This is a genomic window from Nocardiopsis coralli (genome assembly GCF_014892575.1).
Lineage (GTDB): Bacteria > Actinomycetota > Actinomycetes > Streptosporangiales > Streptosporangiaceae > Nocardiopsis > Nocardiopsis coralli.
In genome coordinates this window covers 1-23247 of the sequence record NZ_JADBGI010000040.1, presented here as the reverse complement: position 1 = coordinate 23247, position 23247 = coordinate 1, and the positions used below count along the sequence as shown (strand labels likewise).

17 protein-coding genes and 1 pseudogene are annotated in these 23247 nt (G+C 69.5%); 5 read left to right on the top strand and 13 right to left on the bottom strand.

From position 1 onward, the window contains the following. Positions 1–160: 160 nt before the first annotated feature. From IDM40_RS26955 to IDM40_RS28735, 13 genes are all read right to left on the bottom strand, one after another. On the bottom strand, positions 161–1957 hold the full coding sequence (locus IDM40_RS26955; protein ID WP_193124896.1) for an ABC transporter ATP-binding protein: 1797 nt from the start codon (positions 1955–1957) through the stop codon (positions 161–163). A 17-nt stretch (positions 1958–1974) separates the two neighbouring features. Next, positions 1975–2769, bottom strand: a complete 795-nt coding sequence (locus IDM40_RS26950; RefSeq protein ID WP_193124895.1) for a hypothetical protein — start codon at positions 2767–2769, stop codon at positions 1975–1977. Beyond that, complete coding sequence (locus IDM40_RS26945) at positions 2766–3608, bottom strand: hypothetical protein (RefSeq protein ID WP_193124894.1); 843 nt, start codon at positions 3606–3608, stop codon at positions 2766–2768. Before IDM40_RS26945 ends, IDM40_RS26950 begins: the two co-directional genes overlap by 4 nt. Further along, positions 3605–4309 carry an ABC transporter ATP-binding protein gene (locus IDM40_RS26940; RefSeq protein ID WP_193124893.1) on the bottom strand — a complete coding sequence of 235 codons (705 nt, stop codon included), beginning with the start codon at positions 4307–4309 and terminating at the stop codon, positions 3605–3607. Before IDM40_RS26940 ends, IDM40_RS26945 begins: the two co-directional genes overlap by 4 nt. An 82-nt stretch (positions 4310–4391) precedes the next feature. Beyond that, entirely contained in the window at positions 4392–4817 is a 426-nt protein-coding gene (locus tag IDM40_RS26935; protein WP_193124892.1) for a lasso peptide biosynthesis B2 protein, read from the bottom strand. Further along, positions 4814–5071: a lasso peptide biosynthesis PqqD family chaperone gene (locus IDM40_RS26930; RefSeq protein WP_193124891.1), complete on the bottom strand. Its 258-nt coding sequence runs from the start codon at positions 5069–5071 to the stop codon at positions 4814–4816. Before IDM40_RS26930 ends, IDM40_RS26935 begins: the two co-directional genes overlap by 4 nt. Next, positions 5068–6975, bottom strand: coding sequence for an asparagine synthase (locus IDM40_RS26925; protein WP_193124890.1), 1908 nt, complete (start codon positions 6973–6975; stop codon positions 5068–5070). The genes IDM40_RS26930 and IDM40_RS26925 overlap by 4 nt, the downstream gene beginning before the upstream one ends. 145 nt (positions 6976–7120) lie before the next feature. After that, entirely contained in the window at positions 7121–7246 is a 126-nt protein-coding gene (locus IDM40_RS26920; RefSeq protein WP_193124889.1) for a lasso RiPP family leader peptide-containing protein, read from the bottom strand. Between the two features lie 321 nt (positions 7247–7567). After that, positions 7568–7915: a hypothetical protein gene (locus tag IDM40_RS26915; RefSeq protein ID WP_193124888.1), complete on the bottom strand. Its 348-nt coding sequence runs from the start codon at positions 7913–7915 to the stop codon at positions 7568–7570. A gap of 247 nt (positions 7916–8162) precedes the next feature. Beyond that, the gene (locus IDM40_RS26910) at positions 8163–9512 is read right to left on the bottom strand and encodes a lipase family protein (protein WP_193124903.1); all 1350 of its coding nucleotides are present in this window, start codon (positions 9510–9512) and stop codon (positions 8163–8165) included. Positions 9513–9792: 280 nt separating this feature from the next. Continuing rightward, entirely contained in the window at positions 9793–10821 is a 1029-nt protein-coding gene (locus tag IDM40_RS26905; RefSeq protein WP_193124887.1) for a hypothetical protein, read from the bottom strand. Positions 10822–11398: 577 nt separating this feature from the next. Beyond that, positions 11399–12859, bottom strand: coding sequence for a DUF2207 domain-containing protein (locus IDM40_RS26900; protein ID WP_193124886.1), 1461 nt, complete (start codon positions 12857–12859; stop codon positions 11399–11401). Between the two features lie 365 nt (positions 12860–13224). Continuing rightward, positions 13225–14493 carry a TIGR04222 domain-containing membrane protein gene (locus tag IDM40_RS28735; RefSeq protein ID WP_193124885.1) on the bottom strand — a complete coding sequence of 423 codons (1269 nt, stop codon included), beginning with the start codon at positions 14491–14493 and terminating at the stop codon, positions 13225–13227. Between the two features lie 4354 nt (positions 14494–18847). Between IDM40_RS28735 and IDM40_RS26890 the strand changes: the two genes are divergently transcribed. The 5 genes and pseudogenes from IDM40_RS26890 to IDM40_RS26870 all read left to right on the top strand — a co-directional run. Next, a complete protein-coding gene (locus IDM40_RS26890) occupies positions 18848–19123 on the top strand; it encodes a hypothetical protein (RefSeq protein ID WP_193124884.1) in 276 nt (91 codons plus the stop codon). A gap of 2 nt (positions 19124–19125) precedes the next feature. Beyond that, positions 19126–20163 carry an OmpA family protein gene (locus IDM40_RS28465; protein WP_235997982.1) on the top strand — a complete coding sequence of 346 codons (1038 nt, stop codon included), beginning with the start codon at positions 19126–19128 and terminating at the stop codon, positions 20161–20163. Between the two features lie 11 nt (positions 20164–20174). Continuing rightward, positions 20175–20693 (top strand): hypothetical protein, encoded by a 519-nt coding sequence (locus IDM40_RS26880; protein ID WP_193124883.1) that lies wholly within the window; start codon positions 20175–20177, stop codon positions 20691–20693. Positions 20694–21233: 540 nt separating this feature from the next. Further along, entirely contained in the window at positions 21234–22070 is an 837-nt protein-coding gene (locus tag IDM40_RS28460; RefSeq protein ID WP_235997981.1) for a hypothetical protein, read from the top strand. A gap of 562 nt (positions 22071–22632) precedes the next feature. Beyond that, positions 22633–23247: pseudogene (locus IDM40_RS26870) on the top strand (hypothetical protein); the annotation flags it as partial.

Here is a 23247-nt window from a genome sequence, read left to right as displayed (position 1 = left end):
CCCCGACCCACGGCGCACCGCCCCCCGCGGCGCCACCCCGATCCGGCCCCGACGCGCACCCAGTGCGCGTCGGGGCCCTCGCTGTCCCAGCGCCCCCCGGTTCACCGGAACCCCGTCCCACCCGCACTCGCCCCACCCGGACTCTCCGCACCGCCTTCGCTCACCCGACCGGGTCGAGCTGCTGCCGCTCCACGAGTTCGCGGTACAAGGCGTTGCTCCGCATCAGGACGGGGTGATCGCCCTGGCCGACCACGCGCCCGTCCTCGACCACGATGATGTTCCCGGCATGGCGGACGGTCGCGAGCCGGTGCGCGATGACCACGACGGTCCGGTCGCGTCCTGCTTCGTCGATCGCCTTCTGCAGGCTGTGTTCGTTGTTGCTGTCGAGGTTCGAGGTCGCCTCGTCGAGCAAGAGCACGTCCGCATCGGAGAGCAGGGCCCGGGCGATGGCCAGCCGCTGCCGTTCACCCCCGCTCAGCAGGATCCCGTTCTCTCCGATCTCGAGGTCGAGCAGGTCCGCGGGTCGCTCGGCCAGGAACAGCAGGTTGCTGCGCCGGAGAGCCTCGATGCAGGCCGCGTCGTCGGCGTCGTGCCGGCCCAGCAGCAAGTTCTCCCGGACCGTGCCGGCCAGTGCGGGCGCGTCCTGCTCGACGTAGGCCAGGTGGGCACGGACCCGGTCGCGGGGGAGCGTGTCGACGTTCCTGCCGAAGAAGCGCAGTTCACCTTCGGCCAGGTCGTAGAAGCGCTCCATCAGGCCGAACAGGGTCGACTTCCCGGCGCCCGAGGGCCCCACGATCGCGGTGACACCGCCGGTGGGAACGGCGAGGTCGACCCCCCGCAGGGCCCACTCCCCCTCGGCGGAGCCCGGGTACACGAACCCGGCACCGCGGAACTCGAACGCCCGGCCGGCCCCCCGGTCCAGGCTCTGGTCGCCGGCGGGTTCGGCCGGGTCGTGCTCCGTGGGCAGGCTGAGTACCTCCTTGACCCGTCCGAAGGCGCCCAGAGCCTCGTTGAACGCGGTCACGATCCCGGCGAAGAGTGCGACCGGGGTGACGATGAGCATCATGTACATGACGAAGGCGCTGAGTTCCCCGACCGTCAGCGCACCGGAGGCCACCCGCAGCGCACCGAGCCCGACCACGGCCAGGAGCACGACCTGGACCGCGACACCGGAGAAGGAGCTCACCACGGCCTTGAGCCCGGCCACGCGCAGCCCGGCGTTCAGCGCCCCGGACGCCTCCTGGGTCCCCCGGTCGGTCTCACGCCGGGTGGACAGGGTTGCCCGGATCGTCCGCACGCCCCCGAGCGCCCGCTCCATGTGCGAGGACATGCGCCCGACGCTGGTCTGCAGCTGCAGGGCCGCCCCTTGGGTCCGGCGCCCGATGAGGATGACCGTGACGACCAGGGCGGCCACGACACCGACCACCACACCGAGCAGGAGCGCGTCGATCAGCGCCATGAACACCAGGGCGGCCACGACCGTCAGGCCGCTGGAGCACAGTTCCACCACGCCCTGGCTGAGGACCCTGCGCATGGACGAGGTGTCCGCACCGACCCGTGAGACGAGGTCGCCGCGCTTGCGCCGCTCGAGCACACCGATCGGCAGGCGCAGGACGTGCGCGATGAGCCGGCGCCTCATGTCGAAGACCAGGCGTTCGCTGGACCGCTCGAGAATGAGCTGTTGCAGGCAGGTCAGCCCCGCGGACGCGATGAGCAGGGCGGGCAGGACGGCCAGGACCCACGGCGCGACCCCGTCGGCGAAGGTGTCGACGGCCTCGGCCACGAGCAGGGGTTGCGCGACCGCCGCCCCGGCCCCGAGCAGCCCCAGGGCCAGGGCCGCCGCGAGCGCACGCCGGTGCGGGTGGACGTAGGGCCACAGGTCCGCGATGCGTGCCCGGGGTACCGGTTCCGGGCCCCGGTCCTCTGGCCCGGTGGCGGGGGTATCGGTGGCGGCCATGGGGTTCGGCTCCTGTCTCAGTGGTCTCTTCTGACGAATACGAGGGTGTGCACGGCGATCAGCACCAGCGCCCAGCCGAGCAACAGCGCGAAGCCCTGCCCGGTCGTCAGGTCGAGCCCGTCCTGCCCGCTGCCGGTGAACGCGGCCGCGCTGGCGTTGTGCGGCAGCACCTCCGAGGCTCGCGGGAACAGGCGTCCGAGCAGCGGGACCAGGAGGATCGGCATGAGCAGCAGGATCGCCAGGGCCGCCATCGCGTGGCGCAGCAAGTGGGCGAGGGTCGTGGCCAGGAGCACGAAGACCGCCGCGCTGAGCAGGTAGCCGGCCGCCGTGCTCAGCAGTTCCGCGCCCCCTGGGACCCCGGCCTCGGAGACCGTGTGGCGGATCCAGCGGTCCACCGCCAGGAGGGGGACCCCCGCGGCGACCGCTGCCCCGACGAGCACGGCCGTCCGGGCCATGACCAGGATCCGCCGGTCGGGTACGCAGATGAGCCCGTTGACGAGCTCTCCGGCGCGCAGGTCCGCCCCGGCCGTGACCGCGGCCAGCACCACGAGCACCTGGATGCTCCAGGTCAGCCCGAAGGTGTCGGGCAGGACCGCGGCCTCGCGTGCACCGGCACCGGCGACCCCGATCTCGGCGTCGGCGAAGACCGCGGCGGTGGTGACCAGGGTGAACGCGGCTGCGAGCACGAGCCAGGTCCAGGGCAGGGTCAGCAGGCGGCCGGTCTCGGCACGCAACGCCGCCCACGCCACGGCCCCCGTGCCGGGGCCGTCCGTACGGCGGTCGTGTGTGCTTGTGGTCCGGTCGGTCCTCACACGGCATCCCTCCTGATGAGCGTGGCCGTCCACAGCACCGCCGCGACCACAGCCCAGGCCAGCAGGGTGAGCAGCCCGGCGCCCGCCGAGGGGACTCCCTCGACCGCGTGGCCGAACAGGAACGACTGGGCCGCGATCATGGGCAGCACGTCGTGCACGGGTGGCACGAACGCCGACAACAGGCCGGACACCGTCAGCACGAGGATCCCCACGACGGCGAACAAGGCGATGAGCGTGCTGCGGAACACCGTGGTCAGGGCCCCTGACACGAGCGCCATGCACACCGCGTAGAGCATGATCCGGGGCAGGGTGAGCAGCGCTTCGGTGCCCAGGACCAGCCCGGCCGCCGGTTCGGGCAGCACGAACCACAGCAGTGTGCTGGAGAGCAGGTAGGCGGCTGTGCACACCACCAGGGTCAGGACGCACACCGCGGTGATCTTGGCGGCGGCCAGCACCCCCCGGGCGGGGACCGCCATCACGGTGGCCTGGATCTGGCCGTGGCGGTACTCCTGGCCCACGACCACGGCCACCACGAGCGGGAAGAACAGCGCCATGCTCTGGTAGGGCGAGCTCAGGACGGTCTCGACCACCCCTTGTTCGAGGGGGACACGGGCCCCGTCCAGGTCGGTGAAGGCCCCGTCCTCGAGCGTCTCGACCAGTTCGACGAGCAGGGTGGCGCCCATGTGGGCGAAGTAGGTGGTGAGGGCGAGCACGAGCGCGGCCCCGATCCACCAGCCGCGCAACGAGGCGGTCTTGGCCAGTTCCGCGGAGAACGCGCGGGTGAACACGGTGGCGCGTCCGGGGTTGTGTGCCGCGATCGTGGGAGCGGTGTCCTTCATCGGGCGGCCTCCCGGGTGAGGTCGAAGTAGGCCTCCTCCAGGGACGGGTATCCGGCAACGATGTCGCCGAGCGCGCCGGAGGCCCGTACCCGCCCGCCGGCCAGGAGGACGGCGTGGTCGGCCACGCTCTCGAGCTCCTTCATGAAGTGGCTGGAGACCAGCACGGTCCCTCCGGCATCGGCCCGTTCGCGCATGAGGTCCCGGATCCACCGGATGCCTTCGGGGTCGAGGCCGTTCATGGGTTCGTCGAGCACGATGATGTCGGGGTCGCCGAGGAGCGCGGCGGCGATGCCCAGGCGTTGGCGCATCCCGAGGGAGTAGCTCTTGACGCGGTCCTTGGCGGCCCGGCTCAGGCCCACGGCGTCGAGGACCTCCCGTGCCCGGACCTTGGGGATGCCGTTGCTGCGTGCGATCCACGTCAGGTGGTCCACGGCCCGGCGTTCGGGGAGCGGGGCGGCGTTGTCGAGCAGGGCGCCGACGGTGCGGAGGGGGAAAGCGAGGTCCCGGTAGCGGGAGCCGCCCACGGTGGCGGTGCCGGTGTCGGGCCGGGTGATGCCGAGGAGGATTCTGAGGGTGGTCGACTTCCCGGATCCGTTGGGGCCGATGAGGCCGGTGACCGCCCCGGGTTCGGCGGTGAAGCCGACGTTCTCGACCGCTCGGGCCTTGCCGTAGGTCTTGCTGACCCCGTCGATGGAGATCACGGGTCCGGCTCACCTCTTCATTCTGGTTCGACGTGTCGTCCTGGTCGTCGGTGTGTGCTGGCGTTCGGTTCGTGGTGGTCGGTCAGGTTCGTGCCCACGGCGGGCTCACCGACATGACCTTCTTGTATTCGGAGACGACCCCGGGTTCGCCCACGGGTTCGCCGTTGATCTCGACCCAGGCGTGCGCGGAGAAGGGTTCGAGCCGGAACCCCGTGCACCACACGGGGGCCCGGCCGTGCATGAACCCCATGAACATGACCGCGATGGAGCGTTGGAGGCAGCCGTTGCCCGCGCAGTGGTGGCTCACGTGGTTGACCGCGTTCCTCCACTCGAGGACCTCGCGGGCGCCCGGCTCCGACCTGCCGAGGAAGGGCAGGGAGAGGACGCGGCGGATGGCCTTCGGCGAGAACTGGGCCAGGACCCAGCTCAGCGCCACCGCCACCCGTGCGAGGACGCGGTGTCCGAGGGAGGGTCGCCATACCTGTTCGGGGCGGATGGGGATGCTCATGCCCGGCCGCTCACCAGGCCGGCCGAGACCATCTCCTCGAGGAGCCCCCGGCAGTCGGCGTCGACCATGGAGTACTCGGCCCCGGTGCGTTCGCTGATGGCGGCCGCCACCTCGGAGACGTCACGGTCCGCGAGCACCGCTCGGACGACCTCCGTGCCCACGTCATTGAGGTGCCAGTACTTTCCGGTGTTCTCGTCGAAGAGGACCGTGCCCTCGTCGATCTCGGTGAGGTTGAGTCCAGGGGCGAGTTTCATCGCGGGCCTCCGGTTCCGGTGGTGGTGAGGGCGTCGGCATCGTGCGCGGAACGCAGCCAGCGTTCGATGGTGTGGATCTGCATGACTTGTTCCACGGAGTTTCCGTCGGGTGTGTATCTTTCGATCTGGCGCCGGAATGCGGAGGGGTCGATGAGCCCCATGTCCTCCAGGAGGGATCCCTCGGCGAACGTGGCGCGGATGCGGTCCTTCTGTTCTTTGTATTCGGCGAACATCTCGGGTGAGTACTCCCCTTTGTCCCGCCGCTGGAAATAGTCTTCCGGCATTTTTTCCGGACGGGCTCGCGCCAGGAGGGGTTTGACCCCGCCGCTGAACCTTCCGCCGATCTCGAGGGCGAGCCCGGATTCGACGATCTCTCTGTCGAGGAAGGGGCTGGAGAAATTCACGTCCACCCCGCTGCCCCTCCGCTCCCAGCGGGATATCTGGTTCATTCTTCGCACAAGGGTCCCGTGGAACCGCACGGCTTCGAGGATCTGGTGGAGGGTGCGGTCGCGGTGCAGGGCCAGGGCCTCTTCGTCGGCGAAACGCAGCACCTTGTCCCGGGCCAGGTCCCGGGCGTCGCGGGAGAGCGCTTCGGGCAGGGCGATCAACGGTGTCCAGCGCGCCCCGTGCGTGTACGGGTCGAAGGCGGCGGAGAAGTCCGAGGCGGTGTTCTCGATCAGGTCCGCTCGCGGGTCGCTCCGGGTACCCAGCAGGGCGAGGGTGTCCCGCAGGCTCTTGCGGTTGACCTTGCGGAACGCCCTGAGCGTGCGGAACCTCCCCCGGGTGCGTGACCGCGCCAGGGACCAGGGCATGGCTGTGACCGGCCCGAACAGTTCGTCACCGCCGTGTCCACTGATGTGGGCGACCGGGGCCCCGCGAGGCGAGAGCGCCTTCAGCCGGCGGATGGTGTCCAGGTAGCGCGTGGCTCCGGAGGGCCCTTCGGGGAAGGCCTCGAACAGGTGGCGCTCGGTGTCGAGGCGTTCGGCGGGGCTGCCGTGGTAGGGCAGGACACGGTGGTCGCTGCCCAGTTCCGAGGCTGCGCGCGCCGACCAGTCCGCGTCGGTGTTGCCGGCCTTGCCCGACGACAGGAACCAGGTCCGCAGGTCGTCCCTGTGCTGGGCGAGGAAGAAACACAGCGTGGTGGAGTCGAGCCCGCCGGACAGATCCGCGCTGACCACCGTGCCCGGGGGCGCCGCGCGGTAGGTGGCACGGCCGGTGGCGCTGTTCAGCACGGGCGCGAGCGCGTCGAGCGAGGAGACGGGATCGGGCGGGCTCCACCAGGGTTCGACGGTGGCTTCACCGCCGTCGGCGCACCGGAGCCAGTGCCCCGGCGGGACTGCGCGCACCGAGTCCCAGATGGAGGACGAGGTGAAGGGGTGGTGGCCCTCCATGTTGCTCATCCGCAGTACGAGCTCGGCGGTGTCGACCGAACCGCCGAGCAACGCGCGCAGGACGCCCGGGTCGTCGGAGGCGATCGGCACGCCCGCGGTGCTCCCCCGGAAGATCGCGCCGGTGCCGGAGACGGTTCCCTGGGACCGTGTCACCCCGCCGGCGGAGGCGAGCATCGTGCAGGACCCGAAGAGGAAGCCCGCGAGGCCGTCCAGATCCTCGACCCGTCGGGCGCGTGCGACCTCCCTGCGGAGGAAGGCCAGTTCGCCGGTCAGGGCCTCGACCTCGGAGCTGTGGCCGACGAACACGGCATCCACGGCCGACCCGTGCACCCGTACCACCCCGCCGCAGACGGAGATCTCGCCCCCGCCCGTGATCCGTGTTCCGCCGACGTCGTCGGTGTAGATCCAGGGGTGCCCCGACGCGTGCGGCACCAGAAGTGCCATTCCGGCCTCGCGCACGGCGCCCTCGAAATGAGCAGAGACCGGAACATCAGGATGCACGACGAATGCCATGAATACCCTTCATGTCGGCTTTCCTCTGGTTCGCGACAGACCGGGGCGCCCGGGCGACATCTCATCGGACATCGGCCGGACGCCCCTTTCGCTTCACCTCTGATCACCTTCGGACAAGGGGATCAGAGTGCCGCGTTCGTGGTGTTTACCACGGGGGGTGGACGACGAAGACGGCGCGGAAGCCGAGAAGGTCGCGCTCGGTGGCGCTGCCGGCCCCGTTCGTGTCCTTCTTGAACGCGGCGATCTCCGTCAGCATGGGGGGTCGGTACATGACGATTCCTCTCATCGGGGTACTGAAGTATTTTTCTGTGCCGGCGATGACAACTGAACAGGATCTCAGGAACAGGGTCAAGCGCGGATTCCGGCTCTCATGTTCGGTGAATTGACTGGTGAGAAAGCCGGAAAATACCCCGGACCGAGAGAATCGCCTGGTCGGGCTGTGTGGACGGGCGCGCGTGGCCTGCACCCGCTTCGAACGCCGCTGACCTGGCACGACGTGCACTCCATGGCCGACGTGGCCGCATCGGGCCACGGTGTCTTCATGTTTCGGGTTCCAGGTCGGGGCGGCCGCGGGCATGCCCTGGAACGGCGGCTACTCCCCCTCGTCGGCCTCCGGTTCGGGGTCCCCGGCCGATTCCCAGTCGCAGGACAGGCTCGCTTCGAACAAGCCCGTGCGCGAGATGCACGTGACGTCGCGCCCGTCGACCTCGACCACGATCACCTCCGGCTCCACCATGAGGGTGTCGCGATCGTAGGAGTCGTCCCTGCTCTGGTACGTCGACTCCCCGTCCCACAACATCCCCACCAAGAGGACGATGCCGACGACGCCGATTATGAGGGCGATGATCCTCACCCAGGTACGGCTCCGCTGCCTGTCCAGGGCCCTGTCCAGCTCCACGCCCAGGTCCCTGACCAGGGCATCCCTGTCCAGCTCATCCATGTTTTCCTCCAGGGGGCCACGACGCCCCGGGCACACGGCCACAGCGACAGGCCGACGCCCGGAACACCAGGGGTTTGCTACGGCTCCCCCAACGTTCCCGCCCTACACGCCCCGCGCGCGCCCCGTGGCCACATCAGGCCACCACCCCACGAACCCGGCCTCCACACCGAGAACGGCCGCCCCGCTGTGTGCGAGGCGGCCGTTCGGGCGATCCAGGGTCAGATCCGGGATCAGAGGCGTCGTTGGGTCAGCAGTCGCTCTCCGGCTCCGCACCGGCCATGCGCTCGCCCAACCAGTCACGCGCGTCCCCGCTGTCGAGGAGGAAGCTGGTGATGTGCGGCCCGGACCGGGTCTCGTGCCACTCCAGCGTCGCCCCGGCCTCGCAGTAGGTCTCGGTCATCTCCTCGGCCTGGTCGATGGGGATGATGTCGTCGCCGGAGGAGTGGTACAGGTACATCGGCGCCTCGGGCACGGTCTCCCCGGGCTTGTTCTCCTCCAGCCGGGCCTGCCACTCGGGGGTGCCGATGAGGTCGACGTCGAGCAGGTCGTCCATGCTCTTGCCGAGGCCCAGCGGCAGGGTGTCGATCATGCAGCCGTCGGCGACCTTCTCGAACAGGAACTCGCCGCGCGCGTTGAGGTGCTCCTCCAGCGGCAGTTCCGGGTAGGCGGCGTTGTAGCCGTAGGCGGCGAAGGCCAGGAACGTGAAGTACAGGCTCCCGTCGATGTTCTCGGCCACCCGGTCGAGGTCGGCCGGCACCCCGCCGGCGGCGACGCCTTCCAGCGGCAGGTCGGGCGCGTACTCGGGCTGCATCTGCCCGGCCCACACTGCGGCGCCCCCGCCCTGGGAGAAGCCGGTGACGCCCATGGGGGACTCGGCATCCAGCTCGGCCTCGTCGAGGTTGGTCGCGGCACGCAGGGAATCGAGGACGGCGGCGCCCTGCGAGTGCCCGACCATGTACGTGTGCTCGTCCGGGGTTCCGAGGCCTTCGTAGTCGGGCACGACGAGCGCGTTCCCGTCGTCGACGACCTCCTTCATGAAGGCCGCCTCGTAGTCCAGCCCCTGTTCGAGGCCGACCGAGGGGGCGCAGTGCGAGCCGAGGCCGTGGGTGCCGATGGCGTAGGAGACCAGAGGTCGTTCGCCCTCGCCCTCCCATTCGGCCTCGGGCACCATGACCGTTCCGGTGACCGCCATGGGCTCACCGAGGGCGTCGGTGGACAGGTACATGACGCGCCAGGTGTCGGCGGGGAACGTGCCGATGCCGAGCGGGTCGACCTTGGCTTCGTAGGGTTCGGCGCGGATCACGTCGCCGGGTTCGCCCTCGGGCAGCGGTTCGGGCGGGACGTAGAACTCGTTCTGGGCCTCGGGGCTGTCGGCCTCGGGTTGTTCGAGCTGTTCCAGGATGTCGTAGGAGGAATCGGCGTCCTCGAGGTCGACGTCGTGCCCGGCCTCGGCGAGCTGGGCCTCGACCTCGGCGACGTCACCGGCGGCCTCGGTCTCCGGGGCGTCGGCCTCCGGGGCCCCGGTCTCGCCGGCGGCAGTGCCGGTGGTCAGGGTCAGGGAGACGAGGAGTGTGCCGGCTGCGGTGGTCGCGACCACCGACGTGCGCCGGCGTCGCGAGCGGGGGTGTGGTCTCACGGGGGCTCCTGATCGTGGGGGGCCGCCCCGGGGGTGGGGCCGGGCCGTACTCCACGAGCATCCACTGTTGTGAACTGAGTCACTACTCACCGGTAACCGAAGTTTGGTGCGGGCATCACTCATCTCCGGACAGTGACGCCCCACCTACCCACGGGTCGCACCGCCCCGGACCGAGCGCTGGCGAAGGCCGCTGAAGGCAGGCGCTGGCGGGCGATGGCGTGCGCAGACAGGCTCGCCCCCGTCACATCCGCATCCCGTTCACCGCGACCCTGCTCAACAGCGTGTGCCCCTGTCCCGAACCTGCGCCGGACCCGCTCCCCACATCCACCGGCCCACTCGCCTCCCAGAACCGCCTCGACACCTCTTCCACCAGACCGCGGCCGAGCTCGGTCAGGAACGGAACGCGCAGGCGGGCCACGGACCGGACCTGCCAGGCGCACACCAGCACCGGCACCAGCGCGACCAACGCGAACTGCCAGGTCTCGCGGGGCCACTGGATGAGCTCCTCGAACAGCAGGTACGGAACCATGGAGGTGGTCAGACCCCACACGGCGAAGCCGCCCATGACCAGGTTCCCGATCCGGTACCGGTTGAGCATCCGGGTGGCTTCGCGCACGGGGCCGGGGTCGACGCAGAGCCTCTTGCGCGCCAGGTTCTCGAGCAATGCGTCGGCCGCGGGCACCTGTGCGGCGCGGGCCAGGAGCTCGGGCACGCGGTATCCCTGCGGACCAGCGCCGGAGAGAAGGTGCCAGATCTCCGCCTGGAGCGGATCGGCCGGGCCCGGCGGGCCAGGCGGCCCGTGTGACCCGGGCTGCCCGGGCAGCCCGGGCTGCCCGGGCTGCCCGGGCAGCCCGGGCAGCCCGGGTTGCCCGGGTTGCCCGCCTCCACGGGCGTGCACCACCGCCGCGCGCACCGTCCCGGTTCTCGGGTCGGCCTGCACGAGTCCGGAGTCCAGGAGCGAGACGAAGGCGACCTCCACCGCCCGTGGAACGCCTCCGGCCAGCGCGCCCACCTCGACCGGCGTGAGACTGCCGGGACCTCCCGGACCTGCCGGACCTCCCGGCCCTACCGGCCCTCCCAGGCGCACGGGCCCACCCGGACGCACGGGCCCACCCGGGCTCTCGGCGTACGCGATGGTGCCCAGCACCAGTTTCCGCACGTCCCGGACCCATTTGATGAGCACGAGAGAGACGGGAAAGGCCACGAGCGGGAGCCCGAACAGGAGGAAGAGGAAGATGCCCCAGGAAGTAGCGAACATGTATGCAGCCACGGCGATACCCATGCCGGGTAAGACCGCGCCGGCCCGCCGGGGGTTCGCCCCCAGAGCCCGACGATAGAGGAAAACCCCTGCTCAGCGGCCACCCGCGCCCCCAGCACCACACCCGTCACCAAGGGAACGCGTACCTCGACCACGTACACATTCCAGACCACCCGCACCACAACGGGACCGCGTGGCCATAGGACGCTCAACCCCAGAACCGCCGCACCAAGAAACAAGCCCCCACCCACCACCAGGGCCACGCGCAAAGACCGATACCCCAGACCACGAACGCCATCAAGCCCAACCCCACCCGAGAACCACATGCCCCGGACCAGGGCCACGCACCTTCACGCCCGCGCCGCGACAGGAACGCCTGGGCCCTGGCCCACGTACACATTCCAGAGCGCCCGCACCACAACGGGAACGCGTGGCCATAGGACGCTCAACCCGAGAACCGCCGCACCAAACCACGAACCCCGACCCACCACCAGGGCCACGCGCAAAAACCGACCCCCCAAACCCACCCGCACCCTCAAGACCACCCGCCAGGACAGACCGCCTGCACTTGCCCTCTCAGGTGCCCCGGTCACGGACCCCCGCCGGATCCACCACCCCCACCACTTCCACCACTGCCTCCGCCGTCACCACCACCGAACCCACCGGAACCACCGAACCCGCCGAACCCGCCCCCACCGTCCGCTCCCCCACCGAAGCCACCGAACTCCCCGAGGCCACCGAAGCCACCGGGACCGCCCACACCGACGCCGCCCTCGTGCCCCTCGAGCCCCTCGGGCCCTTCCCCCACAGCCCCGAGGCCGCCGACCCCATCTCCATCCCCATCCCCGTCCCCCGACAGGTCCACCTCGTCGTACTCCACGAGCACCTCGACACCCGCGACGAACCGGCACTCCAACTCGAACCCGTTTTCCTCCTGCTCCTCCTGCCCCTCGACCCACCCATCCGCGACGGCGACACCGTGCACAGCCGACACCCCGTGCACGGCGACCATGCGCAACAGAAGGTCGATGTCCTCGGAGCCCAGAACCCCCGTGCCCGGGACCCCCGCACCCGGGACCTCCACACCCAGACCCCGCGCGTCGCGCGACCGCACCTCGTCCGCATCCCGCGACCGCATCTCGTCCTCGTACCGCGACCGGATCTCCTCCGCATACCGGTGCCCGATCTCCGCCGAGTACCGGCCCCGCGCCTCCGCCAACTCCCCCAACCCAAGCGGGGTGAGGAACGGCCGACGCACACGGAGCCCTGTATGGATCTGCCACAGCCCCATCACCCCCGCCGCGAACCCGAGCAGCGCGACCACGGGGACGAGGGGTGCCAGGACGGAGGACGGCCCGGGCATGAGGGTGGAGAACAGGCTGAAGAGTGCGGCCCAACCGGCCATGGCCGCGCCGATCACGATGCCTTTCCGGTACTCGCGCAGCAGCCGTCGCGCCTCGAGCACCGGTTCCGGGTCGTGCACGAGCCCTTGACCGACGAGGCCCTTGAGCATCCCGCCGGCCGCTGGACCGCGCGCCACGCGACGGAGGAGTTCCCGGACGGGAAGCCCGTCCTGCGCACCGGATCCGGACGCCCCGAACAGCCCCGATCCCCCACGCGCCCCGGACTCTCCGGACAGCAGGTGCAACATCTCCGCCTGGAGCGGCTCCGCCTGGCCGCGGCCCTTCCCGCCCGACCGAGTCCCCTCACTCGCCCGAACCCGCTCACTCAGCCGTGCGCTTCCCGTCCCCCGGTCGAGGCGCACGAGACCGGCGACCGTCAGCGAGACCAACGCGACCTGGAGTGCGCGCGGTGCCCCTCCGACCAGCGCTCCCAGCTCGACCGGGGTGAGGGCCGCTCCACCGGGTCGGCCGTCGCGCCCGGACGACGGCCCCCTCCCGCCGTGCGCATCGACCTCGACGTCCGCCTCCGCTGCCAGCCTCCGCAGCTGGTCCCCCACGTCCCGGACCTTCTTGAACAGCACGAAGAGGATCACGGCGCCGACGAGCACGACCCCGAAGGGGAGAAGGGTGAAGGCGGCGTGGTTCATGGTGGGCACCTCATGCGTCGGTCACCGGAGGGGGCGCCATGTGGGACGGGACGGGCACCGGAATGGTTCGCCCCCCACCACAGGAACGTCCGAACCCTGGCCCACCCGCACTTTCACAACCACCCCCGCCACAACGGGAACGCCTGGCCGACCGCCCCAGACCACGAACACCTTCCAGATCACCCGCACCACAACGGAAACGCGTGGCCATAGGACGCTCAACCCAAGAACCGCCGCACCAAACCACCAGCCCCAACCCACCACCAGGGCCACGCGCAAAAACCGACACCCCAGACCACCCGCACCCAAACACCAGGCGCCTCACCCCGGAACCCGACTCAAACCCCGCCTCAGCACCGCCCCCTTCACTCCCCGCCTCCACCACCTCCGTCTCCTCCCCCATCCCCACCGCCGGACCCGTCTCCATCGCCATCGCCGACGTCCCCGAACCCGCCACCGATCGCTTCGCCCAGCTGGAAGGCGTCGATCTCCACCTCGAACGTGTATCCGTCCTTCTTCCCGCTCCCCTCCCGCTCGAGGTTGCGCGCGAGCCCGGCCCCGGCCACGCCCCACAGCAGGTCGGGGGTGTGCGGACCGACCCGGAGCGCAACCACCTGCTCCTGCCCGTGCCCCTGCTCGCGCGCCTCCCCGCGCCAACCACCACCCGGATACCTCGGCCCACGCGACCCGACCGTCCCCCGCGCCGTGCCCGACCCACGCGACCCACCAACCAATCCCGCCCCGTACCCCGCCGCACGCGACACCACCTCCGGCCTGTGCATGTCCCGCATGCCCCGGAACCCGGTGACGGCGGCGTGCCGCAGCACCTCGTCCCGTCCCCACGGCCGGTCCACCTTCTTCCCCCCGATGTCCCGGTAGGTGGCCCGCGCCTGCCGCAGGAGCTGCCGGGCGGCAGGCGTCTCGGTGTGTCGGCGGGCCTGTTCCTTGTCCGGGGCGAACAGCAAGCTCCCGATCGCCACCGCTTCCCCGAAGATCCCCGTGAACACGATCCCGTCGTCGATGTGCGGGTCTCCCCAGATGTCCGCCACCCCGATCCACACCAGCACCATCGAGAGCAGGGCCCACACCATGGCGTGGCCGTTCCGGACGTCGAGGATCTTCCTGTCTCGCTCGGTGTCGGGGCCGGTGGCCGTGTATCCCCAGGACGTGAGGCCGGCGGCGATGCGGTCGATCACCGGGCTCTTCTCGACCGTGTCGACGAGGTCGCGCACGAGCACGGGCCGAAGCATGCCTCGGCCCCAGCCATCCCCACCACCACCCGGCGTCCGGAATGCGCTCAGCAGCGGGGCCCGCACGGCGTCGTCGGACGGGTGGTGGTCGGGCCCGACCCTGCGCACGTGTCCGGGCGGGGCGCCGTAGGGGGTGATGCGCCCGTCCAGGAGGGCCGAGACCACCGCGACCTGACCGACCCGCTCGGGTCCCCCGGCCAGGTGTGCGAGCGCCGCGGGGTCCAGGACCTCGGGACTCTGTGGGTGGTGCCGCGGATCGGGGCCGGTGCGCTTGGCGACGTGGCGCAGGTGCAGGCGGGCGCGGAGGAGCCGTAGGGGCAGGACACACGCGACGAAAAGGGGGTAGGCCCCGATCAGCAGGACCTGTGCGAGTTCGGGGGGCATGGGGTCACCTCGCCTCTGGAAACCGGTGTGGGAGCGGGAAGGGGCGTGGAACGAGCACGGAATCGACCTACGTCACGGGATGGGACGGATCGCGCGCTCCCCCGGTTCGTCAGGGAACCGCGTGCCTCCGGGCTTCGGGGCCCCGGAACCCCGAAGCGCGAACCCCTCCGAGCCCACCCCGCCCGAGAACCGCATGCCCCAGACCACGAACACCTTCAGGACCACCCGCACCACAACGAGAACCCCTGGGCCCAGACCCACCCGCACCTGCAAAACCACCCCCACCCCAGAAGCGCACGCCCCAGACCACGAGCCACCCGAAACCCACCCCGCCCGAGAGCCAAATGCCTCCCAGACTGGGAACACCTTCCAGACCACCCGCCCCCGGAACGCGTCCCCCAGGCCAGGAACACCTTCCAAACCACCCGCACCACAACAGGAACGCGTGGCCATAGGACGCTCAACCCAAGAACCGCCGCACCAAAACACCAGCCCCCACCCACCACCAGGGCCACGCGCAAAGACCGACACCCCGAACCCACCCGCACCCTCAAGACCGCCCCCACCCAGGAGAAGCACCCCCGGGAAGAGCCCACCCCGCACCCCACCCAGAAAAACCACCCCCACCCCACACAACAGAAAGACCGGCCGGGACCTCAGTCCCGACCGGTCTCACCGGTGTGTCCCGCCCTCTGTGGCGTTTCCGGTCTGCCCCGATCCCCCGGTTCCCCGAGTTCCCCCAATCCCCTGGGTTCCTCCAGTTCCCCGGGCCCCCGGTTCCGCCAGGTTCCCTCGTCCCCACGTAGGTCCCCCGGCGTCCCCGGGGTCTCGGTCTCCCCCGGCATCCCGGTTCCCGTTCCGCCAGTCCCCTGGCTTCCCGGCCCGGCCCACCGCTTCCCCGACTTCCCGACCCGATCCGCCATTCCTCCGGCTGTCCGCCAGTGCCCTGACTTCTCGGCCCGTTCCACCGGTTCCCCGGCGCCCCGGCTCGCGGTCACCCGGTGTCCGTGGCCCCTGGGACCCCCCGGTCCCCAGGCCCCCGGCTTCTCCGGGTTCCCCGTTCATTCAGCATCCGGCGTCCGGCATCCCGGCCCGGCTGCTCAGCATTGATCTCCAAACCCGGGGCATCCCTCTCGGAACCCCTCGAACCCCCTCGAACCCCTTCGGAACCCCGCTCGGCATCTCTCCCGGAGCACCTCTCAGCACCCCACGAAACATCCCTCCGGCTTCCCTCCCGGCATCCCTCTCGCTTTCCCCTTCCCCCGAGACACCCCCGAGTTCCAGGTCCAACGCCAAGCCCTACACAGGCCCAAGACAGTCCCTACGCAGACGCCACACAGCCCCTACGCAGGTGCGACGGAGGCGACCGGCGAACCGGTTCTCCCCAATCCGCCTCCGCCGCATCTGTTTCCCTCGATCGACGGCCACCTTCGGCCGTCCCCCGAGCCACCGGCCCCTCGACCGGTCACCCGTCGGGCTCGAGCACTCCCCCCTGGAATGAGTTGCACTCGAGCCCTCGGGGCACCGGACCTGCAGGCCACCCAGGTCACCCAACCACCGGCCCCCCGGCCGGCGCAGACCTCCGGGCCGTACGTTCCCCCTTTGGACACGTACGGACCGGTCGGCCCGTTCCCAGGTCGAGGTGTTGTCCGTTCTCGACCTGTTCCCGGACCAGTGGGCCCGCTGAGAACCTGCAGGTCCTTCGGGGCGCTCGTCGCCCCCTTCTGTGAAACCGACGAGCACCCACGTCTCTGCTGCGTACTGCGTTGTTCGTGCTTCGGACTGCGTTGCTTCGGACCTGCGTTACTGCGTTACTGCGTACTGCGGTGTGGATTGGTACTGCGGTGTGGATTGTGTGTTGCGTGTACTGCGTTCCTCATGGTTCAACTGCCGGCCACCGTCGGGGATGCGGGGTCGATGGGCTCTGTTCACGATTCCGATCCCGCATCCCCGGCGGAGACAAGGCCACCTTCGCACATTCGTCGGCCGCCCGCTGACGCTTATGCACCAATTGACCTGCACATCCTGACTCTGTGGCCAGATTCGGCCACCCTCAGCAATCAGCGCCGGAACCTGGTATGAGCACGCCGGTGCACACCCCCGCACCACCGCCCCACCCCTGCCCGCGGAACCCCTCGACCCCGCCTTTTCCACTCACCGGAATTCGCCCCGCCCAGAAGTGCCGTGCAGAATACACGGCATCCCGCCCGCACCATCCCGTTAGAACCGAATGCCAGCCGGAACACGGAACCTCTATTCCACGCCCGAACGACAACACCCCTGCTCAGAACTGCAATTCCCCACCGCCCCACGACCCCTCAGCAACCACACCCCCGAACCCCGCCGACCGCACCCGCCACACACCCGCGGGACGCCCGACAGCCACGGGATCCACAGCAACCAGGAGAGCCCCGGCCACACCCCACCCCGGGACCCACGGACCGGAACCCGCCACCACCGGAAGCAGGCCGGCACCGGCCTCCCACGCGCACCCCACCGAAGCCCCATCGAAGCCCCCACACCACCCCGCATCCCCTGCACCCCAAGGGTTCCCGTTTCCCCACGCCCACCCGGAACCACGCCGCAACCCGCCGCACCCGCATCACCCCGAGCCCGAACGAGCCCCCGGAGCCCGCACCACGGCCCCACCCGAGAAACCGACCACCCACCCCCGGACCGGCACAAGAGCCGCACGCTCACGGACCCCGCAACGAACGCCCGGGGAACGCCGACGCACCACCCACGCAGCGCACCGCGGTGGTTATCCACAGCGTCCGACCGGCCATAGCGCGGTGATGACAAGCGTGCGAAGATGACACTGATCCAACTGAATTGGCGTTCTTCCCCAGAACGCACACAACGCATCCCGCACCCGTTCTGCACGGGTGACGGGAACCTGTTCCCTCCGGCTTTTTGTGAGGACATCCGGCCCCGTGAACCTGCAAACCCGCTCGCCTGCACAAACGCGTCATCGTGAACACCCACATCCGTAATGGCCCCGTTCCGCGGAGCTGCGTGCCCACCGAGCCACGGTGGGTTCGGTCCTTCGCATCCGGGGGTTGCGTTCGAGCAGTTCGGTGGAGCCCGACTGCCCGAACCTTTCGAGTTGCCCGAATTCTCCGGGTTGAGGTGTGGGTCCCCGCGAACGCCGACCGGGCCGGGGCACGGGACGCATATGCGCAGGATGTTCGGAACGTGCCCGGATATGCGTCCGGGTTGACGCAGGTGACCGGGTCGACTCAGGTGACGGGGTTGACGGACCTTTCGGAGCTCACCGGGGCGCCGAGCCCCATGGGGCCGTCGAGCCCCTCGGAACCTCGGGGGGCTTTGCGGCCTTCGGGGCCTCCACGCCTTCCAGAGACTTCGGGAACCGCGAGCTCTCCGGGGGCTTCGAGTGCTTCAGGGCCGACCCGGGCGACGGGGTTGACCGGGTGCACGGAACCGCGCGACATACAGGTGTCTCCCCGCGAACCCACGGAACCCGCGTCCGTGCATGCGCCGCATGACGCTTCCACCGCGCCTGCGAGCCGTACCGGACGGGCGGAACCGACAGGGCCTGCCGGGCCTCCCGAATCAGCGGGATCTCCCGGATCAACGGGATCCGCTGCTGCCGAACACACCAGCGACCGGGCATCGACTACGTCCACCGGGTTCGCCGGCCACCTCGGCAGCGGCGGACCGGGGAACCCTTGTGCCCCGGCGGATCCGCCGATCCCACGCTTTCCGTCGGCTACGTCGGCTACATCGACGTGGCCGGCTCCGGTACCCCTGGCAAGCCCAGCGACGTCAGCGGTCTCCGTGGTCGCGCCGCCGCTTTCGGGCCCGGTGGGGTTCCGGACATCGGTGCCCCATTCCGGTCGCGCAGACCCGACCGGGTCTGCCGGTCCGGTTTCGTGGCGCTTACGTCAGCGCTTACATCGCTTACACGGCTTACATCTGCGCTTGCTTCACCGCTTACACCGGTTACATCGCGCTTACACCAAGCCGGTGTCCGAGCCCGATGCGGCTCGATCACGACATGGGGTGGCCGGATCCGGCCACCTGGAGAAAGGGACGTGTGGTGCGGAAGGAGGGGAAGAACCGGTGGTGGTGTCAGTGCATGCCCGATCCACCCTGAACCGGGCTGGGCCCAGCCCTCGCTCTCTGGCCGACCCGACAGACACCGGGGACCCGGGTGACAGCGGGTTCCCGGTGACGGTTCAGGGAAGTGAGGGTGTCGGTCGGCGGCAGGCCGTGGACCTCAAGCCACAGGCCGTAGGCCTCGGGCCATCGACCTCAGCGGCACCGGACCCCCGACGGTCGTCCACCGCACGCGCACGAGAGTAGTCCTGTCCCCTGAAGGAGCTTTTCCCCTATGCCCCCTACGAAGTCGAAGACATTGATGCAGAGGTTGAGGTTGCGCGAGCTCTGGCTGAGAGCTCAGATCGCCGCGGTTCCCCCACGCCGCAGGGGTGATCAGGGCGCCAGCATCATCGAGTACGCGGCGGTGATCATCCTGGTCGCAGCCGTGGCAGCGGCGATCTTCGCGCTCGGCATCCCGGACCAGGTTCGAAGCTCGGTTGAAGGTGCGGTGTCTGACATCCTGAGCGGCGGCGACTCAGAAGGCCCCGAGCAGCCGACCGATCCATAAACATGACGAACAAAGAATCCGATGAAGTGGAAAACAGGACGAGGTTCGGGCGTCCCCTTCTCGCTGCTGCGCTCATGATCGTACTGGTCGGCTGCGTCATCAACCCTGAAGATGAGTCAGGTGACGACGGCGGAGACCCGGATTCTTCCGAGGACCCACCTCAGGAAGAGCAAACCGATGAGCGCGGGTTCATCGCAACGTCGTACACCACTTCCACTCAGCTCGGGGTCAACCTTGAGATCAACGTCCGCCCGCTCGAGCTCATAGATGGGGAGGCTGTAAAACTCAGCATGGAAGTGTCCAACACTTCCGATGGAGGTTACTCTCTTCGCGATGCACTCAGCGATACCGACAACATGCACTCGGCAAGCAGTGCCACCCTCATCGACGCTGAGGAGCAAAGCCGACACCTCAATAATGAACTGGACGACGGGTCCTGCTACTGCACCTTCGCAGATGGTGAACTGGCGGCTGGCGAGAGCACGGACCTCGAAGTCATGTTTCCCGCCCCTCCCGAAGGGACAGAGAGCATGACAGTCACAACACCTATCACTTCACCCTTTTTCGACATACCGATCGTCGAGAGTTCGGAGTCGGCCGGCGAAGAATACACCGACGGAGAAATTCTTCCCCTCACCTTGATCTCCGACGACGAAGGAGGAACGGGCCGGAGCGACCAGGAGACCGACGAAGAGCTCAGCATCCTTCTCTCCTCGGACGTACTGTTCGACCTCGAAAGCTCCGACCTGACCTCGGACGCCGACGAAATCATCGAGCAGGTGGCCAGCGAGATCGACCAGTCCAGCTCGGACACCGTCACGGTCGAAGGCCACACGGACAACCAGGGAACCGACGCTGTCAACGACCCCCTCTCCGAAGAGCGAGCAGAGTCCGTCGAATCAGCTCTCGCCGAGCAGGTCACCCGAGATGACGTCACTTTCGAAACCGAAGGCCATGGATCGAGCGACCCGGTGGCAGACAACGACACCGAAGAAGGCCAGGAGCTCAACCGCCGCGTGACCGTGACGTTCGAGAAATGATGGTGGTGACTGTGCCCAAACTCCGCCAGAAAACGCTTGGCGCTTTCGCCTGCACAGCTTTGCTCATCCTGGCCTCTGGAAGCGCGAGCGCAGACGAAAATGAGAATGAAGGGATTCTCGGAACTGGCGAAGGGAACGAATCCCGATCTGACGGCTTGCACGCCGAGGCGAACAGAGTCGAGAGAAACGAGTCAGGAAACCTCGTCTCAGTCGACTGGAGTATCGCCAACGAGACTGACTCCGACCTAGCACTGACCTGGCTTTATGAGCAGGAGACATACACCTACAACGGGAACTTCTATTCAGGCGTCACGGCCGTAGACTCAGAGACGGATACGCGCTACCACCCGCTCATGGACCAAGCTGGCGAATGCGTGTGTGCCGGGAACATCTCTGGGCAGTTCTACGAACGCGTGGTGTCCGGTGGCAAGAGTGCCTACTGGTCCCTCTTCTCTGTCCCAAGCGATGTCGAGACACTGACCCTCGAAGTCCCGGGCTTCGAACCGATCGAGGACATCCCCATCGACTGACCGCCGGCACCGACCCCGACCCTCAGCAGCGGTTCCCGGATCCCCGATACCGGACCCACCAGCCCTCACGCCCACTACCTCTCCCCCACTTCTCCCACTTCCACCTTGGAGACGGAGTTGAGTACCCCCACACCACGCCGACAAGGGGACACCCGACGCCCGGTCGGGCCGGTCGGCCCTCCGGGGCGTCCGAGCGATCGTCCGGGAGACACCGACCGTCCTCCCAACAAGGGCCCCAACGCGGGTTCCTCGGACCCGGGTTCGCACGCCCCCAACAACAGGGCTCCTTCCGCGAACGACGGCCGGCCGATGGAACCGATGGACCCGGTTCCGGGATCTCCTGTGCCCGGCTCCGCCGACGCGCCTTCGTCGACGCCGTCGCTGTCGCCATCCCCTGCGGATCCCGCGGATCCCGCGAACGCTGCGGACACCGCAGATATCGCGGATTCCGCGGCCGAGCACACCCGTGGCTCGGGGGCCTCCGGTGCGTTCGACGGCGAGCTCGGCAACATCGGCAGCAAGGGCAGCGAAGAAGAACAAGTGGCAGGGCCTCGGTCCGATCGGTCCGGCCATCCCGGGGTCTCCGGCCCCGAACTCCACCCCGGTTCCGACCGCCGTTCCCTCCTCGCCCGCGCGCGGGACCGCGCGGGTGCTCACGGCGGCGCCCGGGCAGCCGCAGGCGCCAGCTCCCGCGCACGCGTCCGTCCCGGAGCCACCGGCTTCACCCGCCCCTCCAACCGCAGATCCACCTCACGCTCCGAGAGTTCCGAGCGCTCCGAGCGCTCCAACGCCGGTTCCGGTTCCGGCTCCGACTCCGGGGCTGCGCTGCTGGAGACCGCCGCGGTGCTGATCCTCGCGGCGGCGGTCATGGTGGCGATCTACCAGCTCGAGCTGAGCCAGACCTTCAACAACGGGGTCCGGCAGATGGTCTGCCTGGTCGAGGGGCCGGAGTGCGGGGAGAGCTGGACCGAGGAGGACCGTCCGGAGGAGCCGGAGAGCTACGGCGACAGCAACGGCGGCGGTTCCGGCTCCGGTTCCGGCGGGGCCACGACCGTCAGCAACTCCTCGGAGAACGAGTCGGCCGCGATGGAGATGGCCGGCGACCGGGGTTGGGACGGCCGGGAGTGGACGTGCCTCAACAACCTCTGGGGCAACGTCTCCGACTTCGAGTCCTCCTCCGGCGACGGCGACGACTCCGCCGGCGGCGGCCAGGGCATCCCGGGTTACGACCCGGAGGTGCACGGCGACCATCCGCCGCCGGACGACTTCGAGGAGAGCGCGAGCTCGCAGATCTCCTGGGGGCTGGACTACATCGATGCGGAGCACGGGAGCCCGTGTGTGGCCTGGGCGCAGTGGGAGAACTCCCGCTCGTACTGACCCCTGGCCTCTGACGCCTGAGCCCTGACCCGCGCCCGCCCGTACCGCCTCGCACGGCGCCGCGACCAGCGATCCGCGGGACCCGTGCCCGATGACCCGCGATCCGCATAGCGCTACCCGCCGCACGCATACGCATGCGCATACGCAGACACGGAGGAAGGCCCCGTTACCCGCGTAGCGGGCCGCGTGTAGCGGATAGCGGATGACGGTCGCGGGGCCACTCGTCTACCCGGATCACGCATAACTCCCGCCCCAACCATGCGCCCATCCCAGTCACCCCATCGGCCCCGGACCCACACGGCCTCGGCCCCACTACCGACCCATCCGGGGCCGCTATGCGCGTGCCGCATAGCGTCTCCGGTCGCACGCGAACCCTTCCGGATCCCCGCCCGGGCAGGGATCCTGGGCATCGAGGGCCTGTAACCCGGAGGCCGGAAACCCCGACGCTCCTGAGGGCGTCACACAGGTACCCACGACAGCGGACGACGGAAGAACGCACGATACGACGCGACGCCACGCGCCGGTTGCGAGCCCCTCGGCATCGCGTCCATAGGAGCCCCCCTTGCCTGATCACGGAGCCGACGAGCACCCCCACGGCGAGCCCGACTCCGGGCACGAGCCCGAGCGGAAGCACGAGCGCGAGCGGAAGCACGAGCGCGACCCCGGGGCCACGGACGACACCGGTCATACCGAGAACGCGGTGTCCGGCGGCGTTCACCACGACGCCCTCGTCATCCAGGGCGACAAAGTCAACGTGAACGAGCGCTCGTACGGTGATCACCACGACTACCGCGGCGCGACCTTCGTGAGCGAACAGCACGTACACCACCACGCGCCCCACGAGGTCGACTGGCCTGTGCGCGTCGGCGCCGCGCCCGGTCCGGCACCGCACTTCCGCCCACGCGCAATGACCGGAGAGCTCGAACGAGCGCTCGGACATTCCGGAACCGTGGTGCTCAGCCAGGTGCTGTCCGGAACCGGCGGGGTCGGAAAGACCGAGCTAGCCGCGCACTACGCGCGCACGCTCACACAGATCACCGACCCCAGCGAACGCGTCGACGTACTGGTGTGGGCCGAAGCCTCCAGCGCCGAACGCATCACGACCGCGTATGCACAAGCGGCACGCTTCCTCTTCCCCCAGGTCCCCGACGACCCAAAGGAAGCCGCGAAGCTCTTC